Here is a 22,402-nt window from a genome sequence, read left to right on the forward strand (position 1 = left end):
GCGGGGCTGTCATCTTTTGCGGAGTGTGACCTGTGGCAAAATCTCCCGGGGACTCGAAACTGGCTGTAGCCGGAGCTCTCACCCTCGTGCTGGCTATTGCCGGCGTGTTGTTGGTGAAGGAACCGCTGCGCAGTTCGCGGCCGGTCGGCACCGGGCTGGAAATGAAGCAGAGCACCGGCGAGCAGCTGGTCCGGGCGCGGCTGTGGGAAGACCCGGTGGCTGCGGTCGAGCGGGCTATCCGGGAAAAGGGGACGCCTCAAGCGGCATCCGGGAAGACCTCCTCATTAGCCCAACGGCTCAGCACGCTTCGGGAGGCGATCGCTGAACGGGTGGCGGGCGGACAGCGCCTCGCCGTGTTGCTGACGACGACGGGCGGAGGGCCTTACGTAGAGAGTGCGGAAACGCGGCTTCGCGACCGGTACGCCATCGGTACGGCCCTCGGCGCGGCCTGTTATGTGCCGGAAGATGAGACCCATCTTTCATTTGTCGATTGGGATCCGCAAGGAGCCGTTCGAGGACTTCCCTATGAATGGTATCGGCTAAGAAAGACTCGCAATTGCGGCGAGCCGGGCTTGCGCGCGGACAGTGTCCTGGTAGTCTGGCTCCCCGACGAAACGTTGAGCCGCGGTTTTTTGGCGACCTTGACGTCGTTGTCCCAAGGGCTGGCCTGTCAGGAAGCGAGCAGGGGCGAGTGCCTTTTTACCGACGACAAGCGCAAGCTCGTGCGGCTGAATCCCGCCATACAGCAGGCGGTCACCTTCAAAATCATCGGCCCGCGTAGTTCTTCGGCCTATCGCACACTGCTGGACGAGGCCGCGGCCCTGTACGGCAATCCGCATGACGGGCTCGGGGTGTGGCCGAATGCCGACGGGTCGATCGAACTGTATTCGCCTTGGGCCAGCGCGATGAAAGGGCTGCTGGCCTACGGGCTCAAAGCGGAGTCCGGCAAAGGCGCGGCCTGTGCGACCTATGACGATTGCGAACATGAGTTTTATCGCCGGCTGGCCGACGCGAACATCCGGCTGGTCTATGATATCGGCTCGGACGACCGGCAGTTCGAATCGTTAATCGCTGAATTGGACCGGCGGCAGGTTCGGCTCGGTTGGGATGCCGTGATTCTCATCGGCGAATGGGATTCTTTTTACGGACGAGCCTTGCCGATCGAGTTCCGCGCCGCCGCCTGCGCCAAGGTGGCGACGTTCTCCGAAGAGGATCTGAAACAGATCCAGGTGCCGGTGGACATCAAGCGGTTGTGTCCCAGCATTCCGCAGGCCGTCGATCTGCAGATTCAGCGGCCTGCCGACTATGAAGCGCTGACGCTCAACGTCTTTCGTTACAGTTATTTGGCCGGCCTGGACGGTGAAGTGCCGGGCGACGACGCGGCGCGCGCCGCCCGGGCGAAGGCCACAGCGGCCAATCAGGCCGGCGATACGTGGCGGGACCGTCCGGAGGGCACCAGCCAGCTCGACTATGTGCGTGCGCTGGTCGCGCGCATCCACGACGAAGGCGAAGGCGCCAGAGCGATCGGGATCATGGGAACGGATCCCTACGATGCGCTGCTCATCATCAAGGCGCTCCGTCCGTTTTTCCCGCACGCGATCTTTTTTACGCTGGATCTGGATGCGCGCCATCTTCATCCGAGCGAGTACAAGTCGACACGCAACATGGTCATCGCATCCCCCTTCGGGTTGCAGTTGGAAGGGGGGCTCCAGCGCGACGTCCCGCCGTTCCGGAGCAGTTATCAGACCTCCGCGTATTTCGCCACGCTGCAGGCGGTGGGACAGGTTACCTGCGAACTCAAGGGCCATCAGCCTCAGAGAGGGCCCTGCACATCGGCGTACCACGCGGCGCTGACGCCGGACGATCGGCTCTACGATGCAGGGTCGCATCCGAGGATTTTTGAAGTGGGCCGAAACGGGGCGGTGGACCTGAGCGTGGTCGACCGAGAAGGCCTGCGGACGGTTCATCCCCTGCGGTCGGATCTTGCCCATACCGAACAGTACGGGCAGCTGAAGCAAGGGGTCGGGTTTGACAATACGGTGATCGGGGCCAGTCTCGTGATCGTTTTGTTAGCTGGCACGATTGTGGCCTGGAGCAATCAGCGGATCTGGCTTTGGGTCACGCGCAATCCGAAGCTGCTGGCAGTGCTGGGAATCCTGATTCTGGCGGCCTTCGCGGTTTTCCTGGCCTCCGGCGGCGCGACGAGGCTCCTCGCCGGGCATGACGAAGGCGAGCCGTTTTCATGGACCGACGGCATCAGCATCTGGCCGAGCGAATTGCTTCGCTTTCTGGTGGTAATCCTCTGCCTCATCCTGCTGGCCAAGGGCATGCGCGATCTGGCGAAGAACAGCGACCTGATCGGCCAAGATTTCCTGTTTCACGATGAGTCCGCCGGCAAGCGGTTTTCACCCGGGACCTTCTGGACCAACCTCAAGCGGGTGTCTCATCCGGCTGCGACGATGACGGCGACGACGGTGGATCAGGCCTGGTCCTGGTATCGCGAGGCCGGCAAGCCCGCGCAGCGGGCGGCTCGCACGCTCCTGTTGTTCTTTCTCTACTTAGCGGTCATGTGGCCGCTGGGGCACTGGGTGCTCGACGAGGAGATGATCCACCCTTGCCGGGGACATTTGAGTTGCACCGTCGATTGGGTTCTGACGCTTGTGAGCGTTGTGCTGGTAGTGTTGCTCAATCTGGCTGTCTTCGACGCGGTGATGTTGTGTCGGCGCTGGATCGGATGGGTCACCGCCTCGACCGGCGGCTGGTCCGATCGGGTGCAGGAAGAGTATCTCCGCGATTATGGCCTGGGCGAGGCGCAGAAGGCGGAGTTCGAGAAGCTGAAGTATCTGGCGGTGGTGGATCTGATCGGGCAGCGGACCGAAGTCGTGAACCGCCTGATCCGGTATCCCTTCATTGCGCTGTTGATCATGATCGCCGGCCGCAACGACTATTTCGATATCTGGAATTATCCCATACTGCTCCTGTTCTCCTGGGCGTTGAACATTCTGCTGGCTCTGCTGGCGGCGCTCCTTTTGTATCAGGCGGCGAGCAAGGCGAAGGCCGCCATGCTGACCGGGTTGAGCCGCCAGATGGTCCAGGCTCTGGGAGTCGGGCAGGATCGCGATGTCCGGATGAAGCAGGTCCAGTTCATCATCGACGAGGTCGAGGCGAACGAGCAGGGCGCGTTCGTTCCGCTGTACCAGCAGCCGGTAGTCGAGTCCTCTCTCTATGGTCTGGTGGCGCTGCTGCAATACTTGTACATGAAATAACGGATAGCACATGCGTGAAGAGCAAATCAGCGGGTTGCGGACACGAATCACGGGTGGTACGGACGGTAAGGGTGGAGGGCGCGGGCCTCTTGTCCTGCTGCTCCATGGCTTCGGTGCGCCGGGCGACGATCTGGTGCCGCTGGCCGATGCCTTGAGTGTGCCGGCCGGTACGAGGTTTGTGTTTCCCGAAGGCCCACTCTCGCTGAGCTTCGGACCCGGTAACGCGCGGGCTTGGTGGCTGATCGACATGGCGCGCCTTGCCCAGGATCGGGCGGCCGGACGGGTGCGCGACCTCTCGCAGGATATTCCCAAAGGTCTGGCGCCGGTGCGTGAGACGATGCTGAGTTTCTTGAAAGAGATCGAGCAGAGGTTCGACGCCGATCCGAAGAAGACGGTGCTGGGCGGATTCTCGCAAGGCGCCATGCTCTCCTGCGATCTGATGCTCCATACCGATCGGCCCTATGCCGGCCTGGTCCAGCTCTCCGGAACGTTACTGGCGCAACCGATCTGGGGGCCACTCTTGCCGAAGCGCAAAGGCCTGCCGGTCTTTCAGAGCCACGGAGTGCAGGACGAGATTCTGCCCTACGCCGGGGCAGAACGGTTGCGCGACACGCTGGCCCATGCGGGACTGTCCGTTGAATGGCACAATTTCCGCGGAGGGCATGAGATTCCGAGAGTGGTGCTGCAACGGCTGGGGCCGTTCATCACCAAGGCGGCCACTTCTACATGAGCGACCTCCACTCATTCGGACGTACAGGCATTGACGGCAAGCTGATCCGCGGCGATCGCGCGATGGGGAAGGATCGTCAAGTTCTCTTCATCACCGGTTTTCTCTCCAAGCGCTGGGGGAATAAGAGCAAGGCTCTCGCGCAATGGTGCGAGGAGCAGGGCTGGGGATTCTGCTGCTACGATGTGCGCGGGTTCGGCGATTCGGAGGGACGGTTCACGGACTACACTCTGTCCGATTGGATCGCCGATGCGCGCAGCGTTTGTACTCTTCTCAAAGATGGGCCGCCAACGACAATCGTCGGCAATTCACTCGGTGGCTGGATTGCCTGGCTGATCGCGCAAGAGTTCGAGCTCGTCGACCGGCTCATTCTCATCGCCCCGGCGTTCAATATGATGGGCGTTCGCGCAACGCAGATTGCCCCGGAGCGACGACAGGCCTGGCAGAGCACCGGCTGGATGCCGTGGGATGACGACCCGCTGCACAAGGATTGGGCGCTGTCATGGAAGTGGGTCGAGGAAAGCGAGGCCTACTGGCAGGCTACGTTTGACCGGCTTAGGCCGGTACACACGACCATTCTGCATGGGCTACAGGATTCAGTCATTCTTCCCGAAGGGAGCCGAGAGTTCGCCCGGCTGCTGCTGGCCAAAGCCCCGGGGTTTCCGATCGACCTCAACCTGATTCCCGGCGACCATCGGCTCAGCAGCCCGGAGCAGGTCGAGCAGTTTCATAAGCTGGTACTAGGATAACCGTAAAAGGAATCACGATGCTGACCCTGATCCATAAAGAATGCGGCGGACCGGCGTTGGATGAATCCCCCGTCGGCGAAGTCTGCGCGATCCCCGTCAATCAATTCCCCTTCTCCTGCTTCACGTGCCTGGAAGAGATCGTCGACGAGTCGGAAGTGAGGTTGTCTGAGGAGTTGGGGATCTGAACGAGCCGTCCCTAGTTTGAAGCGGGAGCGTCCGCCTGACTCGGTGATTTCCCCGCTGCGGCCCGGGCCAGGGCGCCCCGTAAACCAGCCGACAGAGGGTTGGAGACCGTCCGCATCATCAGAATATCGACCGGCCTGACCGCTTTCCCATAATACAGGCGATTGGACTCATCCCGCACGGTGATGACCGCGCCTTCGAGCGAGATGCCGCCGAAGAGGCCCTTCGCTCTGGCGAAGGTGATCAGATCCGTGCTCAGCGCGGCGGAGGCGCCCTCGACTCCGGCGCCGATCGGACCGGCAGCAACGGCGACATCGGCCCCGAGCTTGAACGTATTGGAGAGCATGGATTCGACGCCGCGTTGCGTCATGGCCAACAAGACGATCTCCGACGCTTGGACTCCGAATTGAAACCCGACGCTGGCCGTCCCCATCGTATAGAACGCCGCATCGCTCCATTCATCGCCGGTTGCGTTCTTGACGAGAAACACGCCGGTCCCGCCTTCCCCTCCGAAGAAGAACGCGCCTTTCCACATCCGCGGCACGATGAAGACGCCTTTGGCGTCCTTGATATGGTCTCGAAACCAGGCCATGTTCGGGTCAGCCATGAAGCTCTCCAGCGTGGTCTTCGATCGGTCGACCAACTCCGTGAGTTCGCGCTCGTCCGAAGAGGCCATCGCGCTCGTTGGTCCCACCGCTGATCCGAACAACAGGGTCAGAATCAGGGCGAAGAACGGAATCCGGTGCATCATCGGGCCACTCCCATGTTGAAAGTCCGCTTGCGATCAGTCTCTCGATGCATTGTGGTCTTCCGCTGGATGCTATGCAACCGCCTTTGCCGGTCGGTGTCCTGAGATTCCGGTGTGTTGGGAAGTGCGCGAGACGCCGGTTGCTTGTGATAAAAAAGGGTTGTCTGATATGGTGCGGGTTTGCGTCGTAATTCGGGCAAAGGAGGAAGGTAGGGCCCATGGCAACCAACGATAAACAAGTCATTTTCTCCCTCGTCAATGTCGGCAAGGTGTTCCCGCCGAAGAAGCAGGTGCTGCGCGAGATCTATCTCGGGTTTTACTACGGCGCGAAGATCGGCGTGCTCGGCTTGAACGGATCGGGCAAAAGCTCGTTGCTCAAGATCATTGCCGGCGTGGATCCCAATTACACCGGTGAAATTACCCGTTCGAAAGGCTACAGCATCGGCTTGCTCGAACAGGAGCCACAGCTCGATCCGAACAAGACCGTCAAGGAAGTGGTCGAAGAGGGGAAGAAGGAACTGGTCGCGCTGCTCAAGGAATATGAAGACGTCAGCAATCAGATCGGGTCGGCCGATCCCGATACGATGGAAAAACTGATCGACAAGCAGGCGCAGATTCAGGAAAAGATCGAGGCGGCCAATGGCTGGGAGTTGGAAAACGAACTCGAGGTCGCCATGGACGCGCTCCGCTGTCCACCGGCGGATGCGAAGGTCGGGGTGCTCTCCGGCGGCGAGAAGCGCCGCGTGGCGCTCTGCCGTCTCATGATTCAGGAGCCTGATATTCTGTTACTCGACGAGCCGACGAACCACCTCGATGCCGAATCCGTGCAATGGCTGGAGCAGCATTTGCAGCAGTATAAGGGCACGGTCATCGCCGTGACGCACGATCGCTACTTCCTCGACAACGTGGCCGGCTGGATCCTGGAACTCGATCGCGGTCACGGGATTCCGTTCCAGGGCAATTACACTTCCTGGCTGGAGCAGAAGAAGGACCGGCTGGAAAAGGAAGAGAAGGCCGAATCGAAGCGGAAGAAAACTCTCGAGCACGAGTTGGAATGGATCCGCATGTCGCCCAAGGCGCGGCAGTCGAAGGGCAAGGCGCGTCTGAACCGGTATGAGGAACTCGTCAATCAAAAACAGGACCAGGTCGCGGACGATCTCGAAATCTACATTCCGCCGGGACCGCGCTTGGGCGATGTGGTCATCGAAGCCAATGGAATCGGCAAGGCGTTCGGCGACAAGGTGCTCTATGAGAATGTGAATTTCAGCCTGCCCAAGGGCGGCATTGTCGGCGTGATCGGTCCGAACGGCGCCGGCAAGACCACCATGTTCAAGATGATTCTCGGCAAAGAGAAACCGGATTCCGGCAGCATCAAGATCGGCGACACGGTGAAGCTCGGCTACGTGGATCAGGATCGCAGCCTCGACGGCAACAAGACCGTGTATGAGATCATCTCCGACGGCCAGGACACGATCAAGCTCGGGAAGGTGGAAGTGAATGCCCGGGGTTATTGCGGACGATTCAACTTTGCCGGGACCGATCAGCAGAAGAAAGTGAAGGAGCTGTCCGGCGGCGAACGCAATCGCGTGCATCTGGCCCGCATGCTGAAAGAAGGAGCCAACCTCATCATCCTCGACGAGCCGACGAACGATCTCGATGTGAATACGCTACGCGCGCTCGAAGAGGGGTTGGAGAGCTTCGCCGGTTGCGCGGTCGTCAGCAGTCACGACCGGTGGTTCCTCGACCGTTTGGCGACCCACATTCTGGCCTTCGAGGGCGACAGCAAAGTCGTGTGGTTCGAGGGGAATTACAGCGACTACGAAGCGGACCGCAAGCGGCGGTTGGGCAAAGAAGCCGATCAGCCGCACCGGATCAGGTATCGCAAGTTGACGCGCAACTAATCTCGGCTCCCATCCGAACGGCCGGCGAGTCCGTATTGCTAGAAGGATGGTTCGCTCTACGCACAATCATATGGTCTTGAGGTCGACGAGGCGATGAATGCCTCGTCGGCCATTCTCATGCTTCTCCTCCTTGGACTCGGAGGCTGTGTTTCGGCCACGCCAAGTCCCTCCGCACCGGTTGTTTCTTCTCCCACCCACGCCAATCAAGCACTCGATCACGAAACCCTGCGTGACGGGCGATTCATCGGCCTGGCCATTTCCGGCGGGGGCAGTCGAGCCGCCGTGTTCGGCGGGGCGATACTTCGGGAATTGCACCGGCTCGGATTGTTGCAACAGGTAGACATGCTCTCCGCTGTTTCGGGCGGCGCACTCCCCGCGGCCTACTACGCGCTCGACGGCTATCGTGACATCGATTTTTCCAACGGCTTTCTGGAACGGATGGGCCACGACTTTCAGCGCGATATGCGCGGTCGCTTCTTGTCGCCCGGTAACTTGCTCACCTACTGGTTCACCGATGCGACCAAGTCGGACACCGTCGTGCAAGTGCTGGACGAACAGCTCTTCCACAACGCGACCTTTGCCGACTTGAATCCTGACCGGCCTAAACTCCTCTTGAATGCCACCGATGCCCTGACGGGCGAGCCCTTTGTGATTTCCGATGAGAGCTTTGCCGGGCTGGCCTCTCCGCTGTCGTCCTTTGGCGTGGCTCGAGCGGTGTACATGTCGGCCGCGTATCCCGGGGTGTTCAATCCGGTCCCTTTGTATGGCAACGCATCCTCTTCCAGCTCGACCATACGCCCCACCGTCTTAGCCTATGACGGCGGCCCCGTCGACAATCTGGGCGTGAAGACGCTGGTGAACCTTCTGCGGAACGCCGATCAGGGCGCGCCGATCACCGCGAAATTTCCCGAGGGCTGCTTGATCATTTCCGTGGATGCCACGCCACGCATCGCCGGCGAGCAGGATCAACCCTTGTCCGCTTCCACTGTCTTGTTGAAAAGTCAGCGCCGTGAAGTATTGGAAGGCGTCGGGATCGCCGCAGCGCAACAGGATCGCGCCATGTTCAGCACGTTCACAGTGAACGGGAGCCAGAGTGTCTGCACATTCTGGCATCTCGCGCTACGGCAGTTGCCGGACACCGATCCGCTGGGCGCCAAGGTCACCAGGATCAAGACGAACCTCGGATTGGAGCAGGCCGATCAGGAGGCCTTGATCCGTGCTGCCCGTCAGCTCGTTGCGCAAAGTCTCCGTACTCTTCAAGATGAAGGGGCTGGTCCGGTATTCTTGCGCAATCTCGGGAGCGGGATTGTGACGAATCGGTGAGAGGCTATGTCGTTGCGTTACATCGTCGTGATCGAAAGCACGGAGTATCGGCTCATGGAGATGATTCCGTCTACGCATGACGCAGCACGTCGATTGGGAGGTGCTCAATGAAGCCGGTCGTATGGATTACCGGCGCGGGAGGATTGGTCGGGAGCTATCTCATGCGGACCGCATCGCGTTGGGCGCTCGATTGGGATGCGCGCGGCCTGACTAGGCAAGATGTGGATCTCACGGACGAGACGGCGGTCCGCCGTTTGTGGCAGGAGCATCAGCCTACAGCGGTGATTCACTGTGCTGCGATCAGCCGTCCGGCCGTCTGTGAGCAAGACCCTGAGCTGGCGACGAAAATCAACGTCGGCGCGACGGCCTTACTCGCCTCGCTCGCAAGCGAGGTGCCGTTGCTATTCTTTTCGAGCGATCAAGTGTTCGATGGCCGGCAAGGCTGGTATGTTGAAACGGACCGGATCAATCCCATCAACCGGTATGGTGAGACCAAAGCAGTCGCTGAGAAGATTGTCTTGAGCAATCCCCGGCACACGGTGATCCGTCTGGCACTGACGGCCGGGACCTCGGCGACCGGCGATCGGAGTTTCGTGGAAGACATGCGTCGAAGCGCTGGACAGGGGCACGATCTCACGTTGTTTACGGATGAGTTTCGCTGTCCGGTGCCGGCGGCGGTCGTCGCGCGTGCGGTGTGGGAACTGATTGGCCTGAAGAGATCCGGTCTGTATCATCTTGGAGGAGCCGAACGGCTGTCCCGAATGGAGATCGGTGAGGCGCTGGCGATGAAGTATCCCGAGCTGGCGTCGCGCCTTCAGCCAGGATCAGTGACCGCGTATCGCGGGCCGCAACGGCCGCCGGATTTGTCGATGTGTTGCGATAAAATCCAGCGACTCCTCTCGTTTCCGATCCCCGGCTTGCGCTCATGGCTGATGACTTCCACGACTCCTGGTACTGAGGTGTGGGACTATCCGCTGACGTCGTCACGCGTGTGTTCGTGAGGTCTCAATGGCGTATGATCCACTCACGCTGCTCCTGTGGGCCTGGATTGCGATGGCCGGCTGGATGGTGGTGCTGTGGCTGATCGAGCGGGTCCGGCGCAACACCTCGCTCGCGGATGTGGGCTGGTGTTTTGGCCTGGTCGCTGTCGTGGCGGACTATGCTTATTTTGCGACCGGTGAGATCGAACGGAAACTTCTCTTGGTCGTCATGGTGTCGGCCTATGGTCTGCGCCTGGGCGGATACCTCCTTCTCCATCGGGTGATCGGCAAAGCCGAAGATCAGCGGTATCAGCGATTGCGGTTGGTATGGCGCTTGGACGAGCCGCTCAGGATGTTCGGGTACTTTCAGCTGCAAGCCGCCGCCGTCGTGCTCTTCTCCCTTCCCTTTCTGGCCGTCATGCAGAATCCACGACCGCCGTTCGGCTTGTGGGAGTTGGCCGGTGTGATCCTCTGGATGATCGGTATCACCGGGGAATCCCTCGCGGACCGGCAGTTGGCCGGATTTCGCGCGAAACCCTGGAATCACGACCGGGTCTGTCGTGACGGACTCTGGTTCTACTCACGCCACCCGAACTACTTTTTCGAATGGGTTCACTGGTGGGCCTATGTGGTGATGGCCATCGGGATCCCCGGTTGGTGGCTGACGTGGATCGGTCCGGTGGTGATGGGCGTAGCGCTGGTCAGGATCACCGGTATTCCCTGGGCGGAGGAACAGGCCCTGCGAACACGCGGCGACGACTATCGCCGCTATCAGGACAGCACGAACGCGTTCATTCCCTGGTGGCCGAAGACGAGTCAGTCTTCTTCGGCGCCGTTCAGAAACTGATCGAGCCGGTTCTTGGCGGCTTCGTCGATGTGCGACACTTTCCAACCGGCCGTATTCCCGTCCGACCAGCAGACCGTCGCCACGTTCACAATCATGTATCGGTAGACGTCGTGATCCGGCAGAGCCAGGTAGACCGTCGTTTCCGATCCAGCAGGGATGGGATGTTTCATGCTAGTCCGCCACCCGGATTCTGAGAGATCCCAGACCTTCCCCTGTTCGAGCGTGCCGTTCCAGAAATATAAAAAGGTGCATTGGGTCGGAATGCGGGTCGCGCTGCGGACACTGTACGTCTTGACCATGAGGGCCTCCTTACCGGGGTGAGTGCGGTGCTGAGTCATTGGTCTGAGTGTACGCGCCGCACGACGATTCGGCGTGCCTCAAAAGGGGGGGAGCGGGAGCCTCTGAAGGGGGGAGCGAATTGTGGGCCGAGCCGATTATGGGCTGGTATTCATTTGCGCCAGCCGAGCACGAGCGATTTCCGCCTGCTTGCTGGAGGGGTAGAGGCGGACCACGTCGTCGTACAGCTGCTTGGCGTGCGGCAGGTTCATCTGCCGTTCTTCAAACTCGGCGGTTTCCAGCAGCTCTTTCGCCTTGTCGCCAGAGCATCCCAGCAGCAGACCGCAGTAGAGGGCACCGAGCAGGAAGCGTGTCGCTGTCATCCTTGTCCTTTCTTGTCGCACCCTATTCAGTTGCGGTGCGGTTGTCTTTCTGGCCGACGGGTGGTCCTACGAGATCGATGCCATAACGCGGCGCGGCGATATCCTCACTGTGGCATTGGGGACAGCGACTGGGCCTGGTGAGCCGCCGTCGGTCGCGAAACACGAACTCACAATCCTGACAGCGGGATGGTTCCAGGATGAAGCAGCGGGTTTTGTCATGGGCGATGGATTTCACGACGTGTTCGAGGTGATCCTCGACGTGCCGTTCGGGAATGCCGAGCATCTGAGCCAACTGGTGCGTGGCTAGGCGCGTGCCGATCAGCAAGTCGATCATGCGTTGGCGCGGGGTGCGTTCAGGAGGAAGCATGGGGGTTATGATAGACGGGCAGGCGTTGAAGCTCAAGAAGTGTCGATGAAGCCATAGTCGATGCCCGGCCTGTCAGCCGGCATCATGGGTTTGTGATCACCCGGAAAGGTACGCCACCTTTACACTCCGTTCCACAACTTCCGACTATAACTCCAACTATTGTTGTGTCCTGGTCAAGAAATCTCACCAGTGGTCACACCTGTGAATATCGGGTCATGTGTACACGAAGCTTAGAACTGGGTCGCCAATGAAAATAGCCTAATTCCCTGGGGCCATCCTGAACTACCTCCCACGTGAAACCGCGGGCTAACTCCAGAACAAATCTCTGGGCGATCCATAAGGTCAATCCTTTGCCCACGCATGATTTCTGTTGAATACCAAAAGGAGAATACTGCTTGGATCCGTAAGGCGATGTGCAAAAGCGATCAGGGTTGAATGCATTGGGATCGTCAAAGATTTCCTTGTCGCGGTGGCTCTCACGAATGCCGATCCGTACCAACCAGCCTTTGGGAATCACAAAACCTTCGAACTGAATGTCATGAAGTGCCTTGCGCATGAGATATTCGCTTTGCTCCAGTCGCAACGTCTCAAGCACAATACCATTTGCCAACTTATGGGCAGATTGGATTGTGCCTTCATCTTGTGACTGAAGATCCTTCCGAAGGGTGTTCATCCATTGCGGGTTGTCACTGAGCAGTTTGAAAATCCAGACGAAAAGATCCGAGACATCTATCCATGACGTTTGCAGCAGATAGATAAAATTCCGCAGTAACGTTTTGTCCTGTGCATGGGTCGAACAATTGTGGCCGGCATCCCCCAGAAAACTCCTGAAAAAGGTGTCCCTGGCAAGTCCGTAGGTGAGAAATAATTGCTCAATTTCACACAGAGCATTTTCCGTTGTTCTTCTTGAGGAGAAGAGAGCGTGGCGATAATCAATCTGTTTGTACAAATTTTGCAGATGTTCGAATTCCGGATCCTGAGCGGTCAGCCCCAGAAACAGTTCGACAAAAATGGAGAAGGCCATCTGTTGCAAATGGGGAACGGGATGGAGGGCTTTGGAATTCTCCGCCATCGTGATGCACCTTGTTCTGATAATCCTTTCGACCGATGCGGCTCTTTTCTCAAGAAAGGCAGAATCCGCAAAAAGGCCTTTCATTTTACTCCGGTATTCCATATGTACGGCGGGCGCCATGTAACGCATGAACCCGCCTGGAATATAACTGTTGAAGGGCATGGGCGGCGTAGTCGTGGATTCTTCATGATCTTTCAAAAACTTATTGCCCAATTGAATGCCGGTCAGGCAGATCATTGGTTGGACAAAGTTATTCATTTTGAAGATAGGACCATATTTGTCTGCCGCTTTCTGATAATACAAATAATCAATCCATGGTCCTGAAGGCGCTAATTGGAGAGAACCGGGAGGGAGGCCTCTGCTAGAACCGAACGTTGGCCTGGCTCGCCAGTAAAAGAGGTACAACACCAGTGGGGCAGCCATGATCATCACAAAGGCGGAATATCGGGGAAGATACCAGGTGAGCAGGACAGACAACGTCAGGTAGGCGATGATGCCGAAGCTGAGAATCCCGAACAGACGAGGAAACAGGCTGAGTCGACGAAGAAAGCCAGAGTAGCGATATAAGTTTACAAATGGGGCGATGGGAATGAAAACAATGGCGGTCTCAATGAGCATTTTCATGACGAGGTGGAATTCAGAAAATCCATTGGGAGTGGTGTGAGAGGAAAGATTGGCGGTGTAAGCTATATGCCGAATATCTTTCGGTCAGCAAAGGTCCTGGTGGCTGCATCATAGTCACGTATTTCTCCGTACCGATGTTTCTGTGACAAGAGTTCTCCCACGACCGATAAGTAACGTTGCACATAGACTTCTTCTGAATACTCCTGTCTGTAAGCCCGAGAGGCTTCTGTCTTCAAATGGTGTTTTGTCCGGTCATCAGTAATCATCGTGGTGATGGCGTCGTGAAGTTCCTCCGACTTCGTGTACAAGATCCCGCCGCCATGTTCGGAAATGATTTCTTCAACGGCGCTTTGCCTATACGCAATGACGGGGGTTCCGGCGGAAAAGGACTCCGCCGTGACATGACAGAAGGTCTGATAGCAGCGTGAAGGAACAATGGTTGCCACGGCGTTTTCATATAACTGTTGTATCCGGTCCTGAGATAGTGGGCCGGTAAAATGCACATTCAACATGCCTTCGGCCAGAGATTGCAGATGTGTGCTGTAACTGCCCTGGCCGCAAATGACGAGGCCATGATCCGGAAAGTTGCGGAACATGGGGATGACATCCTGAAACCCTTTGTAGGATTCCAGTCGTCCCACGCAGAAAAAAAATGGGCGATCCAGGGGTAGAGGATTCTCGACCGCCGGGGTCTTTTCCGGGATGGTATACAAGGGCGGCAGGTGAACCATGCGCTTCTTAAATCCCCGCTCCAGGTGTTTGTGGATAGTAAAAAGGCTTGGTCCAAGGAACATATCAATATGCCTGGTCATGTCTTCCATGAGACTGGTGTGACGCCACAGTTGAGGCGGTCTCCCATAATGCAGGCTGCAGGTAAAGCATTGAGGTTTCTCACATACTGCCCCAGTATACTTCCAAAGTAAATGCATGGGACAGACCAACCAATGATCATTCAGCCCCCCGATTTTAATTCGGCTTTTACCGTAGCTGAAAATTTGCGGCCCGCCCAACAGGGAAACATTGTAGTAATGAATGACATCAAAAGGTTCCTTGAAGCATTCTTGGAGCGCGGCTTTTTGCCCATACGGCCTTCCGGTTTGATGAATGGCCAATAAACTCAGGAGTCGCAAAGGCGAAGTGATTTTTTTGATGGTGATAGCGGGATGATCTTCATACTGTGCAGTGATGTGTTCCCCTGCCAACGCTTCATACGCATCCGGATTGTGTAAGACCGTGACCTCATGGCCGCGCCTGGCCAGCCCGTTGGCGAGGCGTTGGACATACCAACCGTCTGCATCGGCATTGTAAGGAGGATAAAAGGTTGTGCAGAGACAAATTTTGAGTTTTTTGGTCATACAGCCATCGCGACGAATCGGAACCCGGTTGTAAACTTTTTGAAAGGATCAAGGGCAATGATAATGATGTTTGACATATCGGTTCCGTCAAACCTTTACTAAGGTCGCCAACGTGACGGCCGTGTCCGTCACAGGTGCTATGGTATTCCGTTGTTGGAGAATCTGTGCCGCCACGGCAACAGCGATGACACCGGGATCTTTATCAGGAATGTCCCGAATACCGATTGGACAGGTGAGACGCCTGACCACCCCCTGCCCCAGTCCCTTTTGGATAAGCCGTTTAGTAAAACGCTCCCGTTTGGTTTTTGAGCCGATCAGTCCCAGATACGCAAAATCTCCACGCCTCAAGATATGCTCGCAGAGGTCCAGATCGAGCGGGTGGCTGTGGGTCATGACCAGAAAGAAGGTTCCTGGTTGGGCGTCAGCAATGATCCGGTCATGTGTGTCCGACACAATTGTTGTCACATTATGCGGGACTGTGGCGGGAAACATATCGGGGCGTCCATCTATCCAGGTGATGTGACAGGGCAATCCACTCATGACTCTGATGATGGCTTTTCCTACATGACCGGCACCAAACAACACCAGGCGGAACATGTCGGGGCCATACCGCTCCAATAAGTAGGCAGGGGGTGTGTCGCCAGGCTTGCGGTAAACGAGCTGTAGGGAATAGGCGGCTTTACCTGGCGAGGCCAGAAGCGTGCGGACAAGTGGGGCAATTATTTCCTGATCGTCTGCCAGACTTTCTTTAATAACATCTCCGGCTAAATATTCTGTAATGATCAGTTTGCCGTCATAGGCTGACAATGCACTCGCGTTGAGAGAGGTCACCATGACACAAGGGGCGCTGTCCTGATAGTGTTGCAATTGATCAAGCCATGCATGGTTGAGTGGAGGGACTGTCTCCAGTAGTAACGTACATTCCCCTCCGCAACATTGACCAGCATCCGCACCCAAATGCCAGGTCCGAAGATGGCGCACAGGCTTCTGGTCGCTGCCGCTTTTCAATAGCCGGCGGGCTTCTTCAATCACGCGATATTCAAGGGTGCCGCCTCCGATTGAACCAAAAGACTTGGACTGGGTGACGATCATCCTCGCGCCCACGTCACGAGGCGTTGACCCTTTAGCCTGTACGAGCAACACTAGAACACAGGCCACCTGTCGGCCGAGTAGTGTTTGAAGAATAGGGATCCAGTCAATCACAGGCGTACGGAAACTCCCATAGCAGGCTGTTGAACAAGCAAGCATGACCTGAGTCTTGCCGAAGGACCCGCCAGCGGCGTCCTCGCCCCTTGCCCGCCTTCCGGCGCACACACGTGATGCTCTTCCCGTCGGGTGCGTTCATGTGGCTCTCTGAATGATCCGCCTGTCCAAGCGGGTTCGCCTTGCCACGAGAAAAGTTGCTTCACGCCGGGGCTGGGAGGGCTATCAGCCTGGGCCTTTTTGAATATCCCCTCTCCCTGATTGAAAACCGTTACATGTTGGACCATGAAACGCCTCTCACATATGTCGAGTTTTTCAACAGCTCTGCTGATTATGCGAATGCAAATCCTGTATGGCATTGAGAATACGTTCGGGAGTGGCCGGTGCATCCAGACGGGGGCTTCGACGAACGTGGCCGGCTGCAGCGACAATGGCGTCCTTGATAGCCTGAAAGACTGAGATGGCCAGCATGAACGGCGGCTCTCCCACCGCCTTGGAGGAAAACACGCTGTCTTCCTGGTTAGGCGCGGTATTGAGCAACGTCACATTGAAATGTTGAGGACAATCACTGCACGCCGGAATTTTGTAGGAGGACGGGGCATTGGTTTGCAGGATCCCCGCATCATTCCAAATGAGTTCCTCCATCGTGAGCCACCCTGCCCCTTGAAGAAATGCCCCTTCAATCTGCCCGCGGTCGATGGCGGGGTTCAGCGATTTCCCACAATCGTGCAAGAGATCGACCCTCAGCAATGTACTCTCTCCTGTCAGGGTATCGATTACGACTTCGGAGACCGCTGCGCCATAGGAAAAGTACAAAAAGGGTCGGCCGGTGAAGTTGTTCCGGTCGAATCCGATTTCCGGCGTGCGATAAAACCCCGTCGCCGACAACGAGATCCGCTCTTTATAGGCGAGTGCTATTAGCTCCTGGAAAGAGATCTGTTGTGATCCAATCGATACCCGGTTGTTCATAAAGACGACCTCGTCCGGCCGGACGTCGAAATACTTCGCAGCGAATTCGACCAGGCGCAATTTGATTACACGGGCAGCCGCTTGAGCTGCCTTTCCATTAAGGTCTGACCCAACCGATGCCGCCGTGGCTGATGCATTCGGGACCTTGCTGGTATCCGCAGCAGAAATCGTGATGCGCTCCAGATCGACCTGCAATTCTTCGGCGACAGTCTGAGCGACTTTGGTGTACAGTCCCTGGCCCATCTCTGCCCCGCCATGATTGAGATAGACACTGCCGTCAGCGTACAGGTGGATGAGCGCACCGGCCTGGTTCAAATGGGTTTGAGTAAACGAAATGCCAAATTTCACCGGAGTCAACGCCAACCCGCGTTTGAGGATAGGATTGTGACGGTTGAAGTCGTCGATTTCAGCGCGACGTTTTCCATACCCGGCATCGGTTTCCAGACGGGAGACGATCTCAGGCAATAGGCGGCCCTCGACACGCATGCCATAAGGCGTGATATCGCGTTGGCCCGGTTCGTAAAAGTTGCGTTTGCGTATCTCGTTCGAATCTTGACCGAGGTAACGGGCAATCTCGTCAATAACCTGTTCCATCACCCAGATCCCTTGAGGGGCGCCAAATCCCCGAAAGGCCGTATTCGATACCGTATTGGTTTTGCAGCGGTGAGAGACAATGGACACATGAGGTAAAAAGTAACAATTGTCGCTGTGGAGGATGGCACGATCGTTGACAGGTCCTGAGAGATCAGCAGACATTCCGCACCGTGAGGACAGCTCCAGACTGTACCCCTCGATTTTGCCCTCATCGTCAAAGCCCACCTGATACTGGGCTATGAAATCATGCCGTTTGCCGGTTATCACCATATCTTCCTGCCGGGTGAGTCTGCATTTCACGGCCTGCCCGGTTTCCGCGGCGAGTAAGGCCGCGACGCAGGCGGTGAGAGTCGACTGAGTCTCCTTGCCCCCAAAGGCCCCGCCCATGCGACGACACATCACCGTCACATCACTGATTCGTGTCAACCCCAACACCCTGGCCACGGCCTGCTGGACATACGAGGGGTACTGGGTGGCGCTGTGAACACACAACCCTCCGTCATCATTTGGAATCGCCAGCGCTACCTGGCATTCGAGGTAGAAGTGTTCTTGGCCCCCTACCTTGAGTTGTCCTTCCAGGCGGTGGGTGGCTGCTTCGATCGCCTGGGTGGCGTCTCCACGGGAAAGACGCATGGATGGCAGGACAAAGGAGTCTATAGCCAGCGCTTGTTCGACCGTAAGGACCGGCGCCAGGGGTTCATACTCCACCGCCGCTAAATTGACCGCCATTTGTGCTTGCTTGAACGATTGAGCGGCGACGGCGAATATCGGCTGCCCGACACACGCAACGTGCGTCGAAGCAAAGACGGGCTCATCCGCCTGGATGAAGCTGAGGAGATTCTCTCCCGGAATATCCTGTGCTGCCATGACGGACATAACCCCAGGAGACTGCCTGACCCGGTCCAGGTCAAGAGTGGTGACGCGCGCATGAGCGTATCGGCTCACTCCAATCGCAGCATAGAGCGTCATCGCGGGCACCGGCAGGTCGTCGACGTAATTCGCCTTACCGGTCACATGCAAATGGGCACTATCGTGCATCCTGGAAGTCCCGACACCACCTGACAGCTCAGGGTTACTCATATGTCCTTTGGTAAGCCGTGACTTGCAAGGATTCTGGCCGAAGGGTTGACTCAAGAAACCATCGTCGCAGGAGATTTTTGGCGACCAACGTTCGATAGGCTGCGGATGCACGCACATCGCTCGTCGGCTCAAAATCCTTCTCTAACGCGTGCGATGCCGTTACTACTGTGTCGGCGGTCCAGGGTCGGCCAGCCAACGCGCGTTCACAATGGGTGGCCCGTTTCACATAGGGGGACATGCCGCCATAGCACACACGTACCTGGTGTACCCGATTGTCCTTCAGTTCCATATAGAAGGCGGCATTGATTGCGGCAATATCACAACCGTGCCGTTTGGTAATTTTGTAGGCAGAGAATGTACCCGATTTCTGAGGAAGCGGGAGGAAAATGGATTCGATCAACTCACCGGAGGCAAGAACATCCTGTATCCCACCTGTGAAATAGGCTTCCACTGACAAGGTGCGTTGCCTGCTGCCGGCACGTAACACCATCATGCTGTCCAGGGCAATGAACGCCGGAGCGGTATCACTGAGGGGCGACCGGCCGGCAAGGTTCCCACCGATGGTCGCTAGATTTCGAATGGCAGGAGAACCGATGCGCAGCAATAGTTCTCCAAACGCGGGATAATACCGGGCGATGACGGGACAGGCCTCCGTCAGCGTGGTCGCCGCACCGATGGTGATGCCTGAATCGGAAATCACGGCGCCACGGAGTTCTTTGACCTTTCCGATGAAGATCACTGTTTCATTATTGTGCCGGTTCTGAGCAACCAATGGGCCAATCTCGGTGCCACCTGCAAGTAAAACAGCGTTTTCATACTGTTGAAGCATGCCGGAAAGTTCGGCCAGATCCACAGGTACCAGACAATGGTTTGTTGTACCCGTGGTCGAACTTCCTCGTATCTGCAGTCGGTGAGGTCTTTTGAGGGAACGTAATAATTCACGAAGATGTCGTTCATCCGTATCCACCCGTCCGGATGACCCGAGACGTTGGTTCGCCCGCTGTTTGCCCGGCCCGCCGGTCGGTTGATCGGCATCAAACAGACACAAGGCCGCATCAATGATTGACCGATAGCCGGTACAGCGACAAAGATTCCCGGCCAACGCATTGACGATATCTTCTCTTACGAGGTGTTCCCCCGATTGGTAAAGCGCGAAGAGGGTCATGACAATGCCCGGTGTACAAAATCCGCATTGCGACGCATGTGCCTCAACCAGTGCTTGTTGTACAGGATGGAGTTGACCATCGGTCGCTTTCAGGTCTTCTACCGTGAGAAGCGCCTGGCCATCCAATTGAGGTAATGGGTGAAGGCAGGAATTGATGGTGCGATAGCAAAGCTGTCCGCTATCGTCCAAGCCTGCCAGCACCACCGTGCATGCGCCGCAACCGCCTTCGCCACAGGCCTCTTTCGTCCCGGTCCGGTTCCCTATTTCGCGCAGATACCGAAGGATGGTCATGGATGGATCAACATGGGCCAACGTTTGGACTTCCCCGCCCAGAACAAAATGGATGGCCCCATCATCACTACTATCGAATGAAGTCTTGTCCAGCATGTCGTTCATAGACTTGAAGGCGAACTCTGGTTTAACCTGAATAATCCACGACTCTGATAATAAAAAAATCCACCGAGGCTCCTACTGTGCTAATAGGAGCGGTGTCGAAACGCTTCTACGTACACTCTAGAGGACCCTCGATGGAGACAGAGTGCATACCAGAACTGACGTTCGAATTCCATCCCAAGATGGAGAACGGGGCCCGATTCGATCAGACCCGTGCCAGCACCGATGGAGGCGTTGTGCTACTCAAGGCCGTGGATAAGCACCTGTGTCAACGACCTCCTGGAATTTTCCCGGTGCGATTACATGAAATTTCCCCTCCAGTTGATAAAGGGTCTGTTTGCGCGAACACTCGGTTGAGTTCATGCAGGTGCTTGGTCTTCTCTTCTTCAGTGATCCAGGCGCCTTCAAAGGAATTGCGGGCCAGTTGGTAGAGGTCTTCGCGGGTGACTGGCAGGTGTTCAATGAGTGCGCGGTAATTGTCGTTCACATACCCGCCGAAATAGGCAGGATCGTCTGAGTTGACGGTCGCTTTGAGACCCCGTTTGAGCATTGTCAGTATTGGGTGCTGATCCATGTCCTTCACCACACAGAGCTTGAGATTGGACAGAGGGCAGACGGTGAGGGTTTTGCCTTCATCGGTTAGGCGGTGCACCAGCACAGCATCATCCAGCGAGCGGTTGCCGTGATCAATGCGATCCACGCGCAGCAGGTCTAGTGCCTGATAGACATAGTCCGGCGGGCCTTCCTCACCGGCATGGGCGGTGATTTTAAAACCTAATTCCCTACACCTGGCGAACACTCGTGCAAACTTTTCCGGCGGATTGCCGATTTCTGTGGAATCCAGGCCGAAGCCATCTAGCTGATCCAGAAACGGCTTGGCGAGCTTCAGGGTTTCAAAGGCGTGCTCTTCAGACAGGTGACGTAGAAAAGACAGAATCAGCTTGGAGCTGATGCCCAACTGCTCCTTGCCATTCTGCAACGCACGGCGAATGCCGCTGATCTGAACGTCAATCGGAATGCCGCGCTCCAGATGCGCCTGAGAATCAAAAAACATCTCCACATGCACCACATTGTCCTGATGCACCCGTGTCAGATACGTCCACGTGAGATCGAAAAAATCCTCTTCCTTCAACAGTACTGACATACCGGTGTAGTAGATATTCAGAAATTCCTGGAGATTATTGAAGGCGTACGCGGCACGCAGCGAGTTTACGTTGGGATAATTCAACCGAACGCCATTGCGCAAGGCGAGACGGAACACCATTTCCGGTTCCAGACTGCCTTCGATATGCAGATGCAACTCGGCTTTGGGCATCCGTTGTGCCAGCTGCAGCAATTCTTCGTTCATGGATGTCCCTCGATGGGAAACAGAGAGCGATGGGGAGGAGGCTATCATGGGTCAGATTGTTGACCTAGCAAATGTGAGTTGTAGTGTAGATAGCACATCATCTGTCCGGTTTAAGGTGCGCCCTCACCGACGGCCCGTGACGGATCTGGAAGCGGAGCGGTCTTGGCTCAAACGCGATCTCGCTGAAGCGCGGATGGAAGTGGCGATCCTAGCTGCGCATGTGCGGCCCCTCCAGACGTATGGCCCGGAACGGCTGCAAGCCGAACTGCGTGAGGACGGCCTTCCAGCCGGGATCCTGAGCAGGCGAACTATTGGATCCAGGCCAAGGTCATGTACTGCCACAAAGCAGCAGATGGTGTCACACCGGAAAGTGTGGCCAAAGCCGGGGCCGACATCAGCAGTGGCGGTACGACGATGGCCTCTGCCGGTGATATGTCAGGGGGTGGAATGGGTGCGGGTATGATGGGCATGGGTGGAGGAATGCCGGACATCAACGCCATGATGAGGCAGGCCATGGCCGGGGGAGGCGGTTTTCCCGGTAGGCAGATGCAACAGACTCTGAAAGAAGATGGCGTGACGTATTTGTGTGTCACCGACGTGCAGATCACTGATCGCAAAATCGGCAAGACAATCGGTCAGCCACTCACGGGGCAGGCAACGAGCAGCCCCAAAGTGCGGCAGATGCGTATGGTGGGACACGTTCGACAAAAAGATATCGACAGTCCTGAAGCGACGCCGATCATTCAGGACAAGGTCAACACCGGTATTGCCGGACTGTTCTAGTCGGTCATCGCTCAGGTCCCTTCTGACCCTCTGCGTACGCTCCTCTGATCCTGTTATACTGACCTC

18 protein-coding genes and 1 pseudogene are annotated in these 22,402 nt (G+C 57.1%); 9 read left to right on the forward strand and 10 right to left on the reverse strand.

Annotation, left to right across the window (positions count from 1 at the left end):
• Window positions 1-32 precede the first annotated feature (32 nt).
• From NITLEN_RS07250 to NITLEN_RS18075, 4 genes are read left to right on the forward strand one after another with little or no spacing between them, the layout of a single operon-like run.
• The gene (locus NITLEN_RS07250) at window positions 33-3,266 is read left to right on the forward strand and encodes a hypothetical protein (protein ID WP_121988934.1); all 3,234 of its coding nucleotides are present in this window, start codon (window positions 33-35) and stop codon (window positions 3,264-3,266) included.
• A gap of 10 nt (window positions 3,267-3,276) precedes the next feature.
• A complete protein-coding gene (locus tag NITLEN_RS07255; protein ID WP_121988935.1) occupies window positions 3,277-3,996 on the forward strand; it encodes an alpha/beta hydrolase in 720 nt (239 codons plus the stop codon).
• Window positions 3,993-4,742 (forward strand): alpha/beta hydrolase, encoded by a 750-nt coding sequence (locus tag NITLEN_RS07260; RefSeq protein ID WP_121988936.1) that lies wholly within the window; start codon window positions 3,993-3,995, stop codon window positions 4,740-4,742. Before NITLEN_RS07255 ends, NITLEN_RS07260 begins: the two co-directional genes overlap by 4 nt.
• A 17-nt stretch (window positions 4,743-4,759) precedes the next feature.
• Window positions 4,760-4,927, forward strand: coding sequence for a hypothetical protein (locus NITLEN_RS18075; RefSeq protein WP_181416697.1), 168 nt, complete (start codon window positions 4,760-4,762; stop codon window positions 4,925-4,927).
• 11 nt (window positions 4,928-4,938) lie between these two features.
• Here the strand turns inward: NITLEN_RS18075 and NITLEN_RS07265 are convergent, their stop codons facing one another.
• Window positions 4,939-5,676, reverse strand: coding sequence for a lipid-binding SYLF domain-containing protein (locus NITLEN_RS07265; protein ID WP_219999404.1), 738 nt, complete (start codon window positions 5,674-5,676; stop codon window positions 4,939-4,941).
• Between the two features lie 215 nt (window positions 5,677-5,891).
• Between NITLEN_RS07265 and ettA the strand changes: the two genes are divergently transcribed.
• From ettA to NITLEN_RS07285, 4 genes are all read left to right on the forward strand, one after another.
• Window positions 5,892-7,574 carry an energy-dependent translational throttle protein EttA gene (gene ettA, locus NITLEN_RS07270; protein WP_121988937.1) on the forward strand — a complete coding sequence of 561 codons (1,683 nt, stop codon included), beginning with the start codon at window positions 5,892-5,894 and terminating at the stop codon, window positions 7,572-7,574.
• A 93-nt stretch (window positions 7,575-7,667) separates the two neighbouring features.
• Window positions 7,668-8,897, forward strand: coding sequence for a patatin-like phospholipase family protein (locus NITLEN_RS07275; RefSeq protein ID WP_121988938.1), 1,230 nt, complete (start codon window positions 7,668-7,670; stop codon window positions 8,895-8,897).
• 107 nt (window positions 8,898-9,004) lie between these two features.
• Window positions 9,005-9,898: an SDR family oxidoreductase gene (locus NITLEN_RS07280; RefSeq protein ID WP_121988939.1), complete on the forward strand. Its 894-nt coding sequence runs from the start codon at window positions 9,005-9,007 to the stop codon at window positions 9,896-9,898.
• A 7-nt stretch (window positions 9,899-9,905) separates the two neighbouring features.
• Complete coding sequence (locus tag NITLEN_RS07285) at window positions 9,906-10,724, forward strand: DUF1295 domain-containing protein (RefSeq protein WP_121988940.1); 819 nt, start codon at window positions 9,906-9,908, stop codon at window positions 10,722-10,724.
• On the opposite strand, the gene NITLEN_RS07290 is transcribed toward NITLEN_RS07285, so the two are convergent.
• The 9 genes from NITLEN_RS07290 to NITLEN_RS07330 all read right to left on the reverse strand — a co-directional run bounded on the left by NITLEN_RS07290 (window position 10,694) and on the right by NITLEN_RS07330 (window position 21,553).
• Window positions 10,694-11,023, reverse strand: a complete 330-nt coding sequence (locus NITLEN_RS07290) for a PilZ domain-containing protein (RefSeq protein ID WP_181416698.1) — start codon at window positions 11,021-11,023, stop codon at window positions 10,694-10,696. The genes NITLEN_RS07285 and NITLEN_RS07290 overlap by 31 nt on opposite strands.
• Before the next feature lie 135 nt (window positions 11,024-11,158).
• A complete protein-coding gene (locus tag NITLEN_RS07295; protein WP_121988942.1) occupies window positions 11,159-11,383 on the reverse strand; it encodes an outer membrane protein assembly factor BamD in 225 nt (74 codons plus the stop codon).
• A gap of 22 nt (window positions 11,384-11,405) precedes the next feature.
• Window positions 11,406-11,750 (reverse strand): transcriptional regulator, encoded by a 345-nt coding sequence (locus NITLEN_RS07300; RefSeq protein WP_121988943.1) that lies wholly within the window; start codon window positions 11,748-11,750, stop codon window positions 11,406-11,408.
• A 193-nt stretch (window positions 11,751-11,943) separates the two neighbouring features.
• Window positions 11,944-13,446, reverse strand: a complete 1,503-nt coding sequence (locus NITLEN_RS07305) for a cytochrome P450 (RefSeq protein ID WP_121988944.1) — start codon at window positions 13,444-13,446, stop codon at window positions 11,944-11,946.
• Between the two features lie 62 nt (window positions 13,447-13,508).
• Window positions 13,509-14,801, reverse strand: coding sequence for a glycosyltransferase family 4 protein (locus NITLEN_RS07310; protein WP_121988945.1), 1,293 nt, complete (start codon window positions 14,799-14,801; stop codon window positions 13,509-13,511).
• An 87-nt stretch (window positions 14,802-14,888) separates the two neighbouring features.
• Window positions 14,889-16,049 carry a xanthine dehydrogenase accessory protein XdhC gene (gene xdhC / locus NITLEN_RS07315; protein WP_146216128.1) on the reverse strand — a complete coding sequence of 387 codons (1,161 nt, stop codon included), beginning with the start codon at window positions 16,047-16,049 and terminating at the stop codon, window positions 14,889-14,891.
• 270 nt (window positions 16,050-16,319) lie between these two features.
• Entirely contained in the window at window positions 16,320-18,647 is a 2,328-nt protein-coding gene (xdhB, locus tag NITLEN_RS07320; RefSeq protein ID WP_121988947.1) for a xanthine dehydrogenase molybdopterin binding subunit, read from the reverse strand.
• The gene (gene xdhA / locus NITLEN_RS07325) at window positions 18,640-20,199 is read right to left on the reverse strand and encodes a xanthine dehydrogenase small subunit (RefSeq protein WP_181416700.1); all 1,560 of its coding nucleotides are present in this window, start codon (window positions 20,197-20,199) and stop codon (window positions 18,640-18,642) included. The genes xdhB and xdhA overlap by 8 nt, the downstream gene beginning before the upstream one ends.
• 274 nt (window positions 20,200-20,473) lie before the next feature.
• Window positions 20,474-21,553, reverse strand: a complete 1,080-nt coding sequence (locus NITLEN_RS07330) for an adenosine deaminase (protein ID WP_121988949.1) — start codon at window positions 21,551-21,553, stop codon at window positions 20,474-20,476.
• Between the two features lie 300 nt (window positions 21,554-21,853).
• Here NITLEN_RS07330 and traT point away from each other — a divergent pair.
• A pseudogene (gene traT / locus NITLEN_RS07335) lies at window positions 21,854-22,336 on the forward strand (complement resistance protein TraT); the annotation flags it as partial.
• Between the last annotated feature and the right edge of the window lie 66 nt (window positions 22,337-22,402).

The sequence above is a fragment of the Nitrospira lenta genome, assembly GCF_900403705.1.
GTDB lineage: Bacteria > Nitrospirota > Nitrospiria > Nitrospirales > Nitrospiraceae > Nitrospira_D > Nitrospira_D lenta.